The sequence below is a fragment of the Microcoleus sp. B7-D4 genome (genome assembly GCF_036705125.1).
In the GTDB taxonomy this organism is placed as follows: Bacteria; Cyanobacteriota; Cyanobacteriia; order Cyanobacteriales; family Microcoleaceae; genus Microcoleus.
This window is the reverse complement of the sequence record NZ_JAUBTT010000027.1, coordinates 63,280-79,528: the sequence shown is the minus strand read 5'-3', so window position 1 is coordinate 79,528 and position 16,249 is coordinate 63,280. Positions and strand designations below refer to the sequence as shown.

General features: G+C 45.4%; 15 protein-coding genes. 8 read left to right on the top strand and 7 right to left on the bottom strand.

Annotation, left to right across the window (positions count from 1 at the left end):
* Window positions 1–278: 278 nt before the first annotated feature.
* Complete coding sequence (locus QUB12_RS13340; RefSeq protein WP_333142736.1) at window positions 279–1,286, top strand: 2-hydroxyacid dehydrogenase; 1,008 nt, start codon at window positions 279–281, stop codon at window positions 1,284–1,286.
* Window positions 1,287–1,482: 196 nt separating this feature from the next.
* On the top strand, window positions 1,483–1,920 hold the full coding sequence (locus QUB12_RS13335) for a CAAD domain-containing protein (RefSeq protein WP_333307115.1): 438 nt from the start codon (window positions 1,483–1,485) through the stop codon (window positions 1,918–1,920).
* A 231-nt stretch (window positions 1,921–2,151) separates the two neighbouring features.
* On the opposite strand, the gene aroA is transcribed toward QUB12_RS13335, so the two are convergent.
* The gene (aroA, locus tag QUB12_RS13330) at window positions 2,152–3,507 is read right to left on the bottom strand and encodes a 3-phosphoshikimate 1-carboxyvinyltransferase (RefSeq protein WP_333142735.1); all 1,356 of its coding nucleotides are present in this window, start codon (window positions 3,505–3,507) and stop codon (window positions 2,152–2,154) included.
* A 427-nt stretch (window positions 3,508–3,934) separates the two neighbouring features.
* Here aroA and QUB12_RS13325 point away from each other — a divergent pair, with 427 nt between their 5' ends.
* A complete protein-coding gene (locus tag QUB12_RS13325) occupies window positions 3,935–4,438 on the top strand; it encodes a hypothetical protein (RefSeq protein ID WP_333142734.1) in 504 nt (167 codons plus the stop codon).
* 47 nt (window positions 4,439–4,485) lie between these two features.
* Here QUB12_RS13325 and QUB12_RS13320 read toward each other — a convergent pair whose 3' ends face one another.
* Window positions 4,486–4,653 (bottom strand): hypothetical protein, encoded by a 168-nt coding sequence (locus QUB12_RS13320; RefSeq protein WP_333142733.1) that lies wholly within the window; start codon window positions 4,651–4,653, stop codon window positions 4,486–4,488.
* 12 nt (window positions 4,654–4,665) lie between these two features.
* On the bottom strand, window positions 4,666–5,145 hold the full coding sequence (locus QUB12_RS13315) for a hypothetical protein (RefSeq protein ID WP_333142732.1): 480 nt from the start codon (window positions 5,143–5,145) through the stop codon (window positions 4,666–4,668).
* A gap of 274 nt (window positions 5,146–5,419) precedes the next feature.
* On the opposite strand from QUB12_RS13315, the gene QUB12_RS13310 reads away from it, so the two are divergent.
* Entirely contained in the window at window positions 5,420–6,097 is a 678-nt protein-coding gene (locus QUB12_RS13310) for a hypothetical protein (RefSeq protein ID WP_333307113.1), read from the top strand.
* A 35-nt stretch (window positions 6,098–6,132) separates the two neighbouring features.
* Window positions 6,133–7,266 carry a DNA methyltransferase gene (locus QUB12_RS13305; protein ID WP_333307111.1) on the top strand — a complete coding sequence of 378 codons (1,134 nt, stop codon included), beginning with the start codon at window positions 6,133–6,135 and terminating at the stop codon, window positions 7,264–7,266.
* An 11-nt stretch (window positions 7,267–7,277) separates the two neighbouring features.
* Here QUB12_RS13305 and QUB12_RS13300 read toward each other — a convergent pair whose 3' ends face one another.
* A complete protein-coding gene (locus QUB12_RS13300; RefSeq protein WP_333307109.1) occupies window positions 7,278–7,844 on the bottom strand; it encodes a hypothetical protein in 567 nt (188 codons plus the stop codon).
* 116 nt (window positions 7,845–7,960) lie between these two features.
* Here QUB12_RS13300 and QUB12_RS13295 point away from each other — a divergent pair, with 116 nt between their 5' ends.
* Together QUB12_RS13295 and QUB12_RS13290 are read left to right on the top strand one after the other, a co-directional pair.
* Window positions 7,961–8,260, top strand: a complete 300-nt coding sequence (locus QUB12_RS13295; protein ID WP_333307107.1) for a putative quinol monooxygenase — start codon at window positions 7,961–7,963, stop codon at window positions 8,258–8,260.
* A gap of 116 nt (window positions 8,261–8,376) precedes the next feature.
* A complete protein-coding gene (locus QUB12_RS13290; RefSeq protein WP_333307105.1) occupies window positions 8,377–9,186 on the top strand; it encodes an MOSC domain-containing protein in 810 nt (269 codons plus the stop codon).
* A 268-nt stretch (window positions 9,187–9,454) separates the two neighbouring features.
* Here the strand turns inward: QUB12_RS13290 and QUB12_RS13285 are convergent, their stop codons facing one another.
* The 3 genes from QUB12_RS13285 to QUB12_RS13275 form a co-directional block, all read right to left on the bottom strand.
* Window positions 9,455–10,282, bottom strand: coding sequence for a Uma2 family endonuclease (locus tag QUB12_RS13285; RefSeq protein WP_333307103.1), 828 nt, complete (start codon window positions 10,280–10,282; stop codon window positions 9,455–9,457).
* 40 nt (window positions 10,283–10,322) lie between these two features.
* Complete coding sequence (locus tag QUB12_RS13280) at window positions 10,323–11,192, bottom strand: calcium-binding protein (RefSeq protein ID WP_333142724.1); 870 nt, start codon at window positions 11,190–11,192, stop codon at window positions 10,323–10,325.
* 74 nt (window positions 11,193–11,266) lie between these two features.
* On the bottom strand, window positions 11,267–12,940 hold the full coding sequence (locus tag QUB12_RS13275) for a methyltransferase domain-containing protein (protein ID WP_333307100.1): 1,674 nt from the start codon (window positions 12,938–12,940) through the stop codon (window positions 11,267–11,269).
* Window positions 12,941–13,309: 369 nt separating this feature from the next.
* Here QUB12_RS13275 and QUB12_RS13270 point away from each other — a divergent pair.
* Window positions 13,310–16,249: glycosyltransferase (locus QUB12_RS13270; protein ID WP_333307098.1), on the top strand; the 2,940-nt coding region annotated here is incomplete at its 3' end.

The window sequence follows — 16,249 nt, the reverse complement described above, 5'->3', positions numbered from 1 at the left end:
TTTTAGCTGGCATTTTTGTAGAGATTGACTAAACTCCTTTTTTATTATACCCTATTTAAAGGTACAACAGCTTACAGTATAAGCAATTAGATTCAAAAAATTAAGCAGGAGTTGCCCTCAAGCTCAAAAAATGGTTTTTTGAGAGAGGCTCTTGTTACGAAATTCAATATTTCTCATGGAAAGTGGGTTGTTTGGGGCAGGGGCAACGGCGTTCTAGTAAAATTTAGAGTTGATCGGGAAAGAATTTCCCACTATTACTGGGTTTGCAGGCAAAAATCATGAAGGTAGCCGTATTCAGCACCAAATCCTACGATCGCACATTTCTGGAAGCAGCGAATGTCGGCGGCAAACACGATTTAGTTTTTTTTGAACCGCGTCTGAACCTGGAAACCAGCGTTTTGGCTGCTGGATTTCCGGCCGTTTGCGCGTTCGTGAACGACTGCTTGGACGCGAAAACGCTGCTTGCCATTGCCGAAAAAGGCGTCCGCTTGCTGGCACTGAGATCCGCCGGATTCAATCACGTCGATTTAGCAGCAGCGAGGGATTTAGATCTAACTCTGCTGCGAGTTCCTGCTTATTCTCCCTACGCAGTGGCCGAACACGCAGTCGCTCTGATTTTGTCCCTCAACCGCAGAATCCATCGGGCCTACAACCGCGTCCGCGAAGGCAATTTCGCCCTAGATGGCTTGTTGGGTTTTGACCTCCACGGCAAAACGGTGGGAATCGTCGGAACAGGCAGAATTGGCGCAATTACTGCCCAAATTCTGCACGGATTCGGGTGTCGCCTGCTGGGATACGATGTTTCCCAAAACCCAGATTGCCTCGCCCTAGGCATGGAATACGTCGCACTCCCGGAACTCTTCGCCACCTCTGATATTGTCAGCCTCCACTGTCCGCTGGTACCGGAAACTTACCATTTGATCGGTGCAGAGGCGATCGAGCAAATGAAACCGGGGATGATGCTGATCAATACCAGCCGCGGTCAGTTGATTGACACTAAAGCTGTTACCAAAGGGCTGAAGTCTGGTAAAATTGGCTACCTCGGCTTAGATGTTTACGAACAAGAGACGGATCTGTTTTTTGAGGATTTGTCAAATCAGGTCATTCAAGACGATGTTTTTCAGCGTTTGCTGACTTTCCCCAACGTCCTAATTACCGGACATCAAGCTTTCTTCACCGAGGAAGCTTTGAAAAATATCGCCGAAACCACGATCGGCAACATCACCGACTTTGAACAAGGACGCCCTTGCCCGAATCAAATCGACCTCGCTCAAGTGAAAAAATGAGTCAAAAGAGCGATTTGGCAACGAAGGCAATTGTTTAAAATCAAGTCATATCGTTATTTTTGCTTGCAATTTGTGAAACTCTGCCTTAGTCTCATCAATTAGTCCCTGCAGCGCGGATGCTGTGCTAATTGCCGGAGAATTATACTGGCAGCAATTCACAGCCTGCAATTTTACCTGACAACGGAGGAAGTATTCAATGACACAAGCTAACTTTTCGGACGAGACACAAACAATCACTGAAGTCGTGACAGTAGATCTGGTGGAGGACAAACCGGGGGTCATGACTACAGTGACAGCCACAGAAACAACGGCCAGCCAGTTCCAAGATATTAAAGACCAAGTTATTACAATTTTGTCGGAACTTCCAGCCTATCTATCCAATTTTTTTGCTGACTACCAAAAGCCCCTCATAACTGTTGGTTTAATTCTGGCAGGCGGTATTAGTATTAAGGTAATGCTGGGAGTTTTAGGTGCTCTTAATGATGTCCCTTTGGTAGCTCCAGTTTTTGAGTTGATTGGCATGGGATATACGGGTTGGTTTGTTTACCGCTATCTGCTCAAGGCTTCCGATCGCCAAGAGTTGTTAACGGAAATTGATTCTTTAAAAGAACAAGTTGTAGGTAAAGATTCTTAGAGGAAGTCATTAGTCATTAGTCATTGGTCATTAGTCATTAGTCATTAGTCATTAGTCCTTGGTCATTAGTTAGTGGTTATTTGTTATTTGTAAGGCTATAGCCATAACCGATAACAAGTAACCAGCAACCCATGCCCAATGCCCAATGCCCAATGCCCAATGCCCAATGCCCAATGCCCAATGCCCAATGCCCAATGCCCAATGCCCAATGCCAATTCCCAATGCCCAATCTTAATTTGGATGGCAAACTTGCTGCAAAGTGGCGGTAAAGTCGGGGTAGGAAATGGCAGCGGCTTCGGCCCGGTGAATGTTAGTAATACCTGTGGCGTTGAGCGCTGCGATCGCCAAACTCATCGCTATTCGGTGGTCGGTGTAGCTGTCAACATCCGCGCCGGTCAAAGGAGTTCCCCCGGTAATTTCTAAACCGTCGGGTAACTCGGAAATTTGGGCTCCCATGCGGTTGAGTTCCGCAGCAGTCACGGCCAGTCGATCGCTCTCTTTGACTCGCAACTCGGCCGCATCTCGAATTATTGTAGTACCCGACGCAAAGATCGCCGCTACGGCCAAAATCGGGATTTCGTCAATCAGTCGGGGAATTAAGTCGCCCGCAATGGTGCATCCCCGCAATTGGCCGGAACTGCGAACCAAAATATCCGCTACCGGTTCCCCAGCCGCCTCTCGCTGATTTTGCAGTTCAATATCGGCGCCCATCATTTCCAAAGCTTCCAAAATGCCTGTACGAGTTGGGTTGACGCCGACATTTTCGACTACGAGCTCCGAACCCGGGACGATCGCCCCAGCAACTAGCCAAAATGCCGCCGAACTAATATCCCCCGGTACAATCACATTCTGCCCTTGCAGTTGTGTCGGCCCAGTGACTGTCACGCTACAAGTTTCTGGATCGACGCTCAATTGGGCTCCAAACGCTCGCAGCATCCGCTCGCTGTGATCCCGCGACAGAGCGGGTTCTGTGACTGTAGTTTCTCCGCTTGCCATCAAACCGGCGAGCAAAATGCAAGATTTAACTTGAGCCGAGGCGATCGGAGAATGGTAGTGAATCGGTTTTAACTGCTGTCCCAGTATCCCTAAAGGAGCTAAAGAATTGCTTTTTCGGCCCCAAATTTGCGCTCCCATTTGTTGCAGCGGTTTAATGACGCGCGACATGGGGCGCGATCGCAAAGAACTGTCACCCGTTACTGCATAAAAACGCCCCGGATGAGAGGCTAAAATTCCCAACATCAGCCGCATCGTCGTGCCGGAATTACCCGCGTCCAAGACTTCCACAGGCTCCTCTAACTCGCCAATTCCGACGCCCCGGACTGTCACCCGTTCCGCGTTGAGTTCAGAAACTTTGGCTCCCAAGAGCGAGAAACATTTAGCAGTGCTGCGGGGGTCTTCTCCTAGAAGTAGTCCCTCAATAGTAGTTTCACCTTGGGCGATCGCACCCAACATCAAAGCTCGGTGAGAAATCGACTTATCGCCGGGAACTCGAATCCTCCCCACCAGCGACAAGCCCGAGGCCGGTTTTTGAATGCTTAAAGTTTGGTTTTTGTCAAGAAGCGTAGTAGTTATAATGTCAGCTTGCATTGAGATAAACTAGGATTAGATGGCGTTAGCTATCCTACCTTTTTCTCAGTCCTAAGTTAGTCGTCTTTTGTACGGCCTGCGGGTTTTTTCCCAATGTGTCCGGTTAACTTAAAGCCTGATTAAACTCGCCCGGAGACTCCGCTGTGAGTTCTCGATGACACGGGAGTGCGGACGCAACGGCACGGATTTCACATTAATTTCACAAATATTATCCGTGTATCTGCTTAGATTTCATGTCCTGCTCTCACTTATCGACCAGATGATTGAAGTTTGACTGAACAATTTTAGATTTTCGATTGCGAGTTTTAGATTTTTCATTTTGTTAAGCAAAAGCTCCGGAATTTGGAACCCAGCCCATCTAAAATCTAAAGTCTCAAATCTCAAATCTCAAACCGCCCGATCCACCACAACTCCTAAACTTTTATTTATGCTGACCCATCACCGCAAGCCTGTAAGTTTATCGCTGGTATCCACAGATTTACCTTTGTGGTCAGTCGTTGAAACCGCTGCTACGGTTTATCAAAAAGACCGGGATCGCTTTCACTTGTTGTTGCACGAACCAGCAATAATCGATCGCGAATTTTCCGAGGGCTCCAATGAATCTGCCGAGCAAGTTACAATCTTACCCCCAACTACAAAACCCCGGTTGCTCTGGCTAGAAGTTTCGCCCTATCGAGTCATTATGACCATGCAAGGAAACGGCAAATACAGTTACCGCCACTGCTGGGAACGAGGAATGTACGGCCTGAGCCGTTATTGGCTTCAGGGCGAATCGCTGGCGACTCCCGAACAGTTGCGACTCCGCAACTTCACTCGCAACTTGACGCTGACAGGAAAGCCGGAACCGGATCACTTGCAGTTAGAATACGAGTTGTGGTCAGAGAAAGTGCAACTCGGTCGCTATATCTTGAATCTAGAAATTCATCACTAAATTGGGTAATGGGGAATTAGTAGATGCTATAGCCGTTCTCAGGTAAATTAGGTGTTCCTGGGCATCGGGCATCGGGCATCGGGCATCGGGCATCGGGCATCGGCGCTTCCTTTTCTTTCTCCGAATTCTATAGCGCGTACCTCACTTCCTTGAATACCGCTATAGATGAAGGCGATGCCTTCCTCAAACTCAAAACTCACGCATTCAAAACTCAAAACTCTTAGCCTTTAGCGATCGCCCTTACAATAATTAATCAGTTTGCTAGTCAAAGCGTCTTGATTTGCGGCTGCTTGATTCGCCTGTTGGCCGGCTCTAATAATATCTGCTTGAGCTGTTTCGATTTGCTCTCGACCTTCTATACTTGTAGAAGCGAGATTTGCAGCCTGAAGACTTTTGCTTATGTCGCCTAGTGCTTGACTAATTTCCTGGAAGGATTTAACCGATGGCTTTTGAATTTCTTTGAGGGTTGAATCTGTTATTCGCAGAGCCTCAAGTTCGTTCGCTATCAGGTTCAAATTTTTAGCTAAGTTGTCGGTCGTTGCAGCATCGTTGCTGTCTTTATCAACATCAATGAGAGCGTTGCCTTTGTTGACAATTTCAGTAAATTTAGTACACTGGATAGCTCGGCTATTGCTGCAACTAATCGTCAGCGTACAGCAAGCAACAACTATCAGCAGGATGGCAATCTGTTTGCGAAAAAAGTACATGAACCCTCGGTTGCAAAAAAAAGTAGATTCTGGGATTTTATAGTAGAGTGCGTCACTCGATTTTCGATTTTCGATTTTCGATTTACTTGCGACATTGAATCAAAGGAGCTGGAACTTTGGTCTAAAATTAGGGATTGTCCACAAGGCGAGTGTACGCGGCACAGTATCCGTTTTTGGGTGTGTCAGCGGGCCGATCGATATATCGACTGTCGAAAAACTTTCGTGGCATTGAGACACGCTCTACTAAGCTAAACTACGTACCTGTTTAGGAACTATGGTCAAAAACAGCAATAACCTAAAGAAGGGAAGCATTTGGGGATATCTTACCCTGCTTTTGCCTATTTCCTTGACGGCGGTTGCCAGTTTCGAGTCGGGAAGGATGTTTTGGGCGATCGCCACCACAGCGGGCATTGCTTGGGCTTACAAGCTCTACCAGCAGCAGCAAAAACACAAACTCGCTCATTTAGACTCGGTTTTCTACAAGTTGATCAAGGAAAATCAAGGGCGAGTTACGGCTTTGGATTTGGCGATGAATGCGAAACTCCCCGGAGAAAAGGTTCAAGAGTATCTCGACGAACGAGCCTCGGAGTTTGCCGCAGATTTTGAAGTGACGGAACAAGGCGGAATTTTGTATTATTTTCAAATAGCTCCAACTGTCAATCAAAGCGAAACAGCTAATGTGGCAATAGCTGTTCAAGAGCCTCCCACAAATCGGGAAAAAACACAAGAGAAAAAACCAAATTTATTCCCCATTGCTCAAACCAAGACTCCTCACAAGCCCAAAATCTCTTTTACCCAGACGGAACTCTCTCGCAGGTTCAAAGTTCACGCAAGTACGATCGGCAAGTGGAAACTTAAGCCGGAGTTTGCTCAGTGGAGCCGTGAAAAAGACCCGGAGGATCTCGCCTGGGAATATTCTACAGAAAACAAGCGATTTTATCCCAAAGATTGAGGTATTGACTAATTGACGGGTTTGGGTTATCTTCAGTGGAAGTAGAACTTTTTTTGAAATTAAAGGCAAAGCAAATGCAGCACCAGAACCGAGAACAGCTCCCGCTAGATCGGATATTTCTGGGAAATTGTCAGGAACTTCTGAGCAGCTTGCCAGATGAATGCGTTGATTTAGTAGTATCCTCTCCTCCCTACAATTTGGGCAAAGAATACGAGACCAAGCAAGCTCTCAATGTTTATTTAGAAGAACAGAGAATTGTGCTGCAAGAGTGCAGCCGAATTCTCAAAAAATCAGGTTCGCTGTTCTGGCAAGTCGGTGCTTTCTCCGATCGGGGTATGCTAATTCCGCTCGATATTCGCTTCTTCCCAATTCTAGAATCCTGCGGGTTAATTCCTCGGAATCGAATTATCTGGGGGAGACAGCACGGTTTGCACGGCAGAAAGAAATTCTCATGCCGCCACGAGACAATTCTTTGGTTTACTAAATCCGATGAATATATATTTAACTTAGACGATATTAGAGTACCGCAAAAGTATCAAAATAAAAAACATTACCGGGGTTCTCGCAAAGGCGAACTTTCATGTAATCCTGACGGGAAAAACCCAGGCGACATTTGGATGTTCCGCAACGTCAAACACAACCACGAAGAACAAACTATACATCCCTGTCAATTTCCCGAAGACTTAATAGCTAGAATTGTCTTGACTACAACCGTGAAAGGTAATGTTGTTCTCGATCCTTATATGGGTTCGGGTACGGCAGCCGTTGTAGCTAAAAACTGCGATCGGCATTTTATCGGTGCAGAATTGGAGCTAAAATATTATCAAGTTGCGCTGCGTCGTTTAAGCGGGGAACCGGACGAGCGCGGCTATTTCCCCAACTTAAAAACTCTGCGGGACTATGTAGAAAAAACCGGACAGGCAATAGAAGCATTTCGGTTTGACGTACAAGTAGGTAAAAAACCAACAGAACGCAGCAAAGCAAAAATATATCCCGAAGAGTATCACTTAGAAGAAATGGAGAAACGCTTGCTATATGAGGAAGCTGCTTTTGCTGCGGATATTCGGGGAAAAGCTCCACCAGTAGACCTCAAGCTAAATGGCAACGGTAAGAAAACGCTGAATTCTACTAAAATTGGAGAGCAATTAGAACTTGAGTTGTGGAGCTAGTATATCATTTTTCAAATAATCCGAATAGAACTGCGACTGCGGGGCGAGCGTCCTGAAATTATTTGACATTCACGCTCTTCCTGAGTTACTATTGTCCTTGATGTTTGAGCGCTGTAAACAGTCAATTTTGCAGGTACTGTTGTATTCCTTTGCGTGAATAAACCAACTATTCTGAGCGGTACATTAAATAGATAGGCCGATAATACTGTTAACTGGTTCACAGCTTGCTCGTAGTAAAGGCTGCTATTAGCCGCAGGAAACATTTGTGATTTTGTAAGTATAATAACAACCCTAACGGGCTGTCCTGTGAGAGGCGTGTTAGTGTTGAAAAACAATTGGGATCGCACGGTATTGTTTAATAGAAATGAATAGTGAGAAAACTGAACTTCTACAATCGCACCAGAAGAGCCAAAGTCAACATCTGTTCCCAAAAATCGATAGATCGGCGGAATCGGGATTCTCGCTTGCCATCCAAGTTTGAGCAACTCAGTTTTGATGTATTCATTTGTTGCTACAGGATCGAAAACGGGAGCGCCCAGAAATCCAGCTTGAGCTGAAGCTTTTATGTGCAGTGGCATAGCAGCAAGTACGCTGCTGATTTGGTTCCATTCCGCGCTACAGTAGTTACTGATGACAGTGTTTGCCCCATTGAAATCCGTAAATTCAATTAAAATAGCAGAGCCTCCTTTTTCCTATGTCCAAAACAACCTTGCGAGTAGTCGCCCGCCTCGCCGCCTTTCCCGACAAAGTAGCAGAACTTAAATCTCTGCTGCTGAGCATTATAGAACCAACTCGTAAAGAAAAAGGCTGCATCAAATACGAACTCCTGCAAAATCAAGCCGATCCCACAGATTTTACCTATGTTGAAGAGTGGGAAAGTGCAGATTTGCTCGAACTACATCTCGGTTCAACTCACATTCAAGACGCCGTGCATAAATTAGACGGTTTGGCCGTTGGGCCTCCCGATATCCGCCGCTATGAATTGCTAGCTTAATCGGGTTTTTATAGCAATTGGATTAAGGTTTTTGAATTAGCTTCGACCCCCCTAGCCCCCCTTAGTAAGGGGGGGACAAGAGTGAGAGTTAAAATTGTAGTAACTTCCTAAAAATTATGATACCTGCAACAATAAAACAGTTATTTATTTATCCAATTAAAGGGTTGACACCGCAAGAAATGTCGGAGTTTGCTTTAACAGCAGGACATGGAATTAAGGGCGATCGAGCTTTTGCCTTAATGTTTGCAGATAATCTTGAAGCTGCAAAGATGCCTGCAGACAACGTGCCTTGGATGAGCAAAAAATATTTTGCGGTTCAAAATGATTGGCCTTTGTTAGCAGCTTTAGAATGTGATTATCAACCGGAAACGGCCGTTTTAACAGTCAAGCGTGAAGGAGTTGAAGTGTTATCGGCAGAAACGAACACAGCAGCGGGTCGCGATCGCATCGGCAGTTTTTTCACAGAATATCTGGCGGCAATTGAACCGACAAAAGAAGCGAGACACCCGCAGTTTGCACCTTTGCAATTAGTCGGCGACACCAGCGGCGAAACTCGTTATCCCGATCGAGAACCAGTACACATTTCTTTACTCAGTCAAGCCACATTAGACCAATTAACAGAAATTGCTGTTCAAAACATTGACGTGGGCAGATTTCGCCCGAACATTGTGCTAGAAGGTATGGCAGCTTGGTCAGAATTTGAGTTGATTGGAAAACAGTTTCAATTAGGCACGGCGCTCATAGAAGTTACAGCACGAATCGGTCGCTGTGTCAATATAGAAGTGAATCCAGAAACAGGCGATCGGGATATTTCCCTACTCAGTTTACTCCAAAAGGAATTCGGTCACGCACAAACTGGAGTTTTAGCCAAAATCATCAACAGCGGCACAGTTAAAATCGGCGATGTTTTGACTGCTGTAAAATAGATTAGGACTTATTATCATGCCCGGTCGATTTCCTCCGCTTCGCTTCACCCGAAATCAGGTAGGGGCGGGTTCACCAAAAATATGTGCCAATAATTGACAATCTCAAAAACCCGCCCGGCCGAGATATTATGGTCAATTTCTCGGACATGATATTACGCATAAATACCAAAGAAACCGGGTTTTTCACCAGCATTCAAGGATAAAATGCAGTAGTTTTGTAAAAAAACCCGGTTTCTGCGTCCAGGAATATTCTTAATCAAAAGCAACATTAAGATTGTGAATGCTGCCTAACTTCCTCTACTGATAAACCGAGTGCTTCTGCCACTTGCTGTGTATTCAATCCCATTGCCAACAACCGAGGGATGGCATCCCGCCGTGCTTGGGCTTCTGCATTCAAAGCCTGCTCTGCTAAGGAAGCTCGTTCTGTACCTGTCAGCAGCAAATTACCCTCGCTGTCCCACCACCGCAGCCACAGCATTGTCTGGTTTTGATAACGGCCTTCCCACAGTCCTAATTCTACGCCCATTGGCGCGATCGGATAATGAGCGCGATCGTTCGGAAGCAACTGCTGGTAAAACCCATTGTTCAGGCTGTAAACCTCCAGTCTGCCATTATTGATTTCATAAATCCCATAATACGGAATCCGCATGATCCGTTCATATACCCAAAACTTCCCAGGCCTTTGCGCCGCTCCAACTTCCGAGTACGATAGCGGCGTTGTGTCCCGCTCTTCTGAACCATCTCCCGATGCGAACTCCAAAGCAATCATCGGAGCCATGAATTCCCGCCACAGCACGTAAGAGCGACGAATCTGATTTCCTAGTGTTGGTGGCACATTCGGCACGTAGAACCAATCAGGAGCTTCTGCTCCCTTTTCAAGCGGGTCTGTTTCTCGCCAATAGATGCCACAGTCTTGCCCTATAGCATATTGCCCATCGGGATGAAGCCGTTGCAATACCGACCCAAGAGAATCAGTCAAAATAATACTCTGCGGATGCTCCTGAAAATTCTTCACAAAAGTGCCGTCTTCCTCTGGCAGTTGAGTGTGGTCGGGGAAGGGAGAGGGAAGGACAATCTTTTCGGTTGCCGGGGTCATGCTACCTCTCAAGTATTGCAGCTTACCTGAATATCTTAACTCATCCTTCTTCGGGTATCCTCACCTTATTACCAATCAAGTTCAGAAAACTCGCTCCAAAATGTTGAATCTCCAAAAAATTAGCATAAGCAGGAGTTGACTTGTAAACTCTAAAAGTCCGCATAATTCCTAAAGTCGCCGCGCTTTCCAGCGGGCCGATAAAGCTAGTATCCCTATCCAAAAAATGAGACTGCTTAGCCCAGTGTGCCATCTGTTCCGCATTCAAAAAATAGCAGCCGGAATGAGGATTCAACGCCCGCTCAAAAGCGATTTTTTGTTCCATGATTTTTCCCGTTAACTGCCGCTGCTCCTCTACATTTTGAAACGGAGAAGTCGCTGAGTCTGCTAAATCACCATCAACATATGCTTTAAAAACCGCGCCTTTAGGCGCTATTTCATAGCGATTAGGTTGCAGCAAATTCCCATTTCCTCCGTGATGCGTAAACCACTTTAATTTACTAAAAAACCACGGATCATGCAGAACTAAATCATCTTCCAAATAACAGAAATAATCGTATTTGTTAAGACACGCTCGCAAAACTGCTTGACACTCAAACCCCAACAGCAGCGGTTCGCATTTTGTAGCATGGTGCATAAAACATCTGGGCTGCACTGGCAGTTGAGGCAACAGATGATAACCTTGAGTAGTGCAAACAACAATGTCAATTTCGTGCTGTTGAGATTGATTTGCTGGGATAGTTGCACATTCGCTAATGTCAATCATGGACTGAGATTTGCCGTACAAAGCTTGCAGCGATGTCACGCAAGCGGTTAAAGCATTTAGTCGTGGTTGCGGATCATTTCGCTGGGAAGCGTGTTTCCCGTCGCCGCTGGGATTGTAAAAGTGAGCAATAGTGAATAGAATTCGCATAGGTGTGGAGTAAAAATTAAAAATTAAACAATAAAACAGAACGATCGCACAATAGCCTATAAATCTTACCGCACTTAGTCACCAAATAACTCCGGCAGGCGATCGCGCAACTCAGCATTTAAACGTGGCAACTCCTCCCGCATCTGTAAGTACCAATCTCGCCGCTGCCGGTAGTGCCCGCACAGTAAGCGGTTGTCCCGCACCCATTCGTAAGCATTCGCGGCTATTTTCCGGCGCCGAGAAGTGTCAGAAATCAGCGAATTTAGTTTGGTTTCAAACTCTTTTTCATATCTATAAATCAATCCGGTTTCACCTTCGACAATCGAATGTTCGTACACAGTGGGACTTGCCAGCACCGCTACTCCCCGCGCTGCACATTCAATAAATTTTAAGTCGGATTTCATTTCGTTAACCGGGTTGGAAACAAGCGGTAGCAAAGCTATATCGCAACTGTACATAATTTCTTGATACCGTTCGTAACTGCAAAATGGTTCAAATTCTTTTTGCTGTATTTCCAACGCTTCAAAAAAACGGCTGTCGTGGATTACTTTAACTCTAATCCTGTGCTTGTGTGCGACTAAAACTCGATTGAGCGCTGCCATAATCGGCTGCCAATCTTTTTCGCGGTTGAGTGCACCAAAAAAGATGGTGACTGTATCTTCTGTCGGATAAATTCGCGCCGGAGGTAGATAAGCTAATTGATTGGGAAATACGGCAACATTGTGATTGTAAGACCGCAAAATTTTTGCTAGCGGTTCTGTAGAAGTTTGCACGCAGTGACAGCCGCGATAGCTGAGGTAATTATTGTCGGCGTATTCGCGGCGGCGAATGGGGTTGTCGTCAATCTCAGCTACTATTAAATAGCCTTGTTTAAGCAGTTCTTTGAGTTGGGGAATATAGCCGGGGTATTGCATGATTGTCCGCTGCCAGATGAAGACTTTTTCTTCTTCCGGCAGCGGCGGAATTAACTCTGCTGTTTTCACGCCGGATACGGTGCGGACACCGGGAATTGTAGCGCTAAATTTGTCCGGTTCCAAAACTCGCACGCGATCGCACCCTGTAGGAGCCATAATGATAGTCTGAATCAGCAGTCTGCGCGCAGGTACGGTCGATTTGGTCGATCGCACGATATAATATTCAGCACCGGTTTCAGTAGCAAAACTGCTCGATGTTAGCTCTAAAGCCTTTACCATAGGATGCAGTAATTCCTGAAACTGGACAAAATTTTCAGTTTTGTGTCCCTTCCCTTGAAATTCATAAACCTGCAATCCGGCTTGAGCAAATAGTGATTTAATACTTTCTAGGGTAAACCAGTGCTGCATCTTGCTGTCGGGATTCTCCCACTGTCCCCGCAACAAATTGACAATCCGCCGCCAGTATTGAACATTAGGGATTCTGGCGAGAATTTGCCCCTCTGGATTCAGCAAAGCACTGTACTGCTTGAGCACTTCCCAAGGGTTTTTGAGATAGGGTAGCAAGTCACCAAAAACCAAACAATCGACGGTTCCTGGGGCGATGTCGAGACTTTCGAGAGCAATTTCTTCAATATCGGCTACCGTCACCCAGTTTAGCCGATCGACTGCAATTTTAGCTTTTTCTCGATCGCATTCAATGCCAATATACTGACAATGGGGATTGATCAGCTTGTACTCTTGGCCCGTCGAGCCAGTACCGCAGCCAATTTCAACAATGACTTTAGCATCCGGCGGGAGCAGCTTCAAGAGGTCGTGGTTGACGCGATCGATCACTTTCTCTAAAATTCCTGATTAGTTTATCGTAAAATAAAACAGAGCCACCCATGCCGACAGACAACCAGCCGAAGGTTAGCATTGCGATGCCAGTATACAATGGCGATCGGCACATTTGTCAAGCACCCAATTTTCTGTTGCCAACTCTTTCTCTTCCCTCTCTTCTCTTCCTCTGCGTTCTCTGCGCCCTCTGCGGTTCATTTAATCTTGTTCACCCATCCTACAAGGATTGCTATATCTTAGCAAATATTGAGCAAAATTATAATTTATTCTTAACCCATCTCCTCATTTAACGCGATTGAGGAGTTCCATTAATTCTGCTTTTTCCCCAAAAATCCACCCAACAATTTGCTAAATACATTAGAAACTATGAAGCCTAATCTAGGAATGAACATCGCCGGCTACATCAACGGCGAATTTGGCATAGGAGAAGGTGTCCGAGCAAACATCCGAGCCGCAGAAGCCGCCAACATTCCCTTCGTCATCAACAATTTTACCCGCAGTCCCCACCGCAAGAAAGACACCACCTATCAAAATTTTAGCCAAGACAATCCCCATCCCGTAAACTTAATTCAAGTCAACGCCGATGAAGTTGCAACCTTTATTAAACATACAGGTTCCAGCTACTTTAAAAACCAATACAATATCGGCTTTTGGGCTTGGGAACTGCCCGCATTTCCCCCAGAATGGCAGCCAGCATTTAATCACTTTCACGAAATATGGACTTACAGCAACTATTGCGCCGAGGCAATTTCCGCAGTCTCGCCAATTCCCGTTATCAAAATCATGCCCAGTATTGCTCTCCCCGCACCTTCCCTGAAAAGAGAAGCACTGAATTTACCGAAAAATAAATTTATTTTCTTGTTTGTCTTCGACTTTTCTAGCCGCATAGAGCGCAAAAATACTTTGGCGACAATTCAAGCATTTAAACAAGCTTTTGGGGAAGATAACAGCGTATTATTGGTCATCAAATCTTCTAATTCCCACAAATTTTCAGCGGCGCAAGCATCCTTAAACTCAGCCATAGCAAATAATTCAAATATCAAACATCTAGACGGATATTTGTCCAAAAATAAACTTAACGGCTTGCTCTATAATTGCGACTGTTATGTATCGCTGCACCGCTGCGAAGGATTTGGCTTAACAATGGCTGAAGCCATGTTTTACGGAAAACCCGTAATTGCCACCGACTATTCATCAAATACAGAATTTATGAATGTCGGCAACAGCTATTTAGTCAAGTATAAGTTAATCCCAATTGAGAAAGATTGCGGGCCTTACAAAAAAGGCAATGTTTGGGCCGAACCGGATGTCGAACACGCTGCGGATTTAATGCGGTACGTCTTCAACAATTACCGGGAAGCTCAACAAAGTGGAGCGATAGCTGCTGAGGAAATTAAGACTTTACTCAACCCGCAAGTTACAGGGAATAAAATTAGAAAACGTCTCGAATATATTGCCGAGATTACCGATAGCTTTCAAAGCATACATCTTTCAGGAGCTGCCAAAGCGCAGTCTGCCAAAATTAGGGCTAACTTGCCACCATCACAGCAACAAAGTCAATCAAAAGCAGAACTGCCAAACGGGCAGCCGAAGGTTAGCATTTGCATTCCGACATACAACGGAGAAGCATTTATTGGGGAAGCAATTCAAAGTGCTTTGGCCCAAACCTACCCTAACATAGAACTGATTATATCCGACGACGGCTCCACAGACCGCACAATTGCGATCGCCCAATCATTCCAATCACAAACCTTAGTCGATTTCCGCATCATACTGCACCGCAACTACGGCTTATCACAAAACTGGAATTTTTGCATCTCTCAAGCAACAGGCCAATACATTAAATTTCTATTTCAAGACGACTTACTCGCACCAGAATGTATTGAGAAAATGGTCGCACTCGCCCAAGCAAACCCAGAAATAGGTATGGTTTTCTCCCCGCGCGGCATCACCATAGCTGAAGATGAATCTAACCCAATTTTGCGGAGAGCTTCCCAATCAATTAAAGATTTGCATAAAAGTTGGTCGAATTTAAAATCTATTCAGCCCGGAAAAGAATTACTGGCAGATACTAACTGCTTGACCAACCCGATAAACAAAATTGGCGAACCGAGTACCGTCTTAATTGCCGCGCGAGTCTTTGAAGAAATAGGATTATTTGATTCGGGATTATCTCAGTATGTAGACTTAGATATGTGGTGGCGAATCATGGGGAACTATCACATCGGATTTGTAGACGAAAAACTGTCCTCACTGCGGATTCATCCCGAACAACAAACTTGGAAAAACTTCGCGGCTGGGGAAAATCATAAGGATGTAGTAAGATTTTACAAAAAACTACTCAATAGTCCTGATTACAGTTTCCTGAATCAACAAATCAAACAGCAAATCCGCCAAAAGCTGGCATTGAGAACCCAGCCGAGTTTATCGGAATTGTCAGCAATGCTTGATCAATACAAGAAATTCCCCTCAAAACAGCCTCTTCTCGCGCTGCGCCCCTACCGCCAACAGCTAGCTGAATATTGGCTGAATTTGCCAGCGGAAAAATTAGAAACTGCTTACTCGAAAGACATGGGGAAAGCTCATAAATTGCTACTACATAGCGGTCTCAAACATGAAACTTTAACTGACGAAGAACAAAGTTTTGTCCAGGAGTTATCCTCGAAACTTGCTGAAGGAGGGGAAATTGCCGAGAAGATGCAATATCTCCTCGCAGTGATGCTGTACAGCGACGCTTATCAGTTGCCGCTTGAGTATAACAATGCAGCGATTCCCCAGTGGTTTTTTGACGACTTTCTGAAATTCCTATTTCAGTCGCCGAATTATTTTCAAAGGAGATGTGGCATTGTCAAGAACGGGCAAGATGCCCGTTCCACAAGAGATGAATTTTCTGGTGGAACAGGCATCTTGCCTGTTGCTTCCACACAAGATGAATTATCTGGTGGAACAGGCATCTTGCCTGTTGCTTCCACACAAGATGAATTATCTGGTGGAACAGGCATCTTGCCTGTTAGTTCCACAACAGATGAATTATCTTGTGGAACAGGCATCTTGCCTGTTAGTTCCACACAAGATGAATTATCTAGTGGAACAGGCATCTTGCCTGTTAGTTCCACAACAGATGAATTATCTGGTGGAACAGGCATCTTGCCTGTTAGTTCCACAACACATGAATTATCTGGTGGAACAGGCATCTTGCCTGTTAGTTCCACAACAGATGAATTTTCTAGTGGAACAGGCATCTTGCCTGTTAGTTCCACAACAGATGAATTATCTGGTGGAACAGGCATCTTGCCTGTTAGTTCC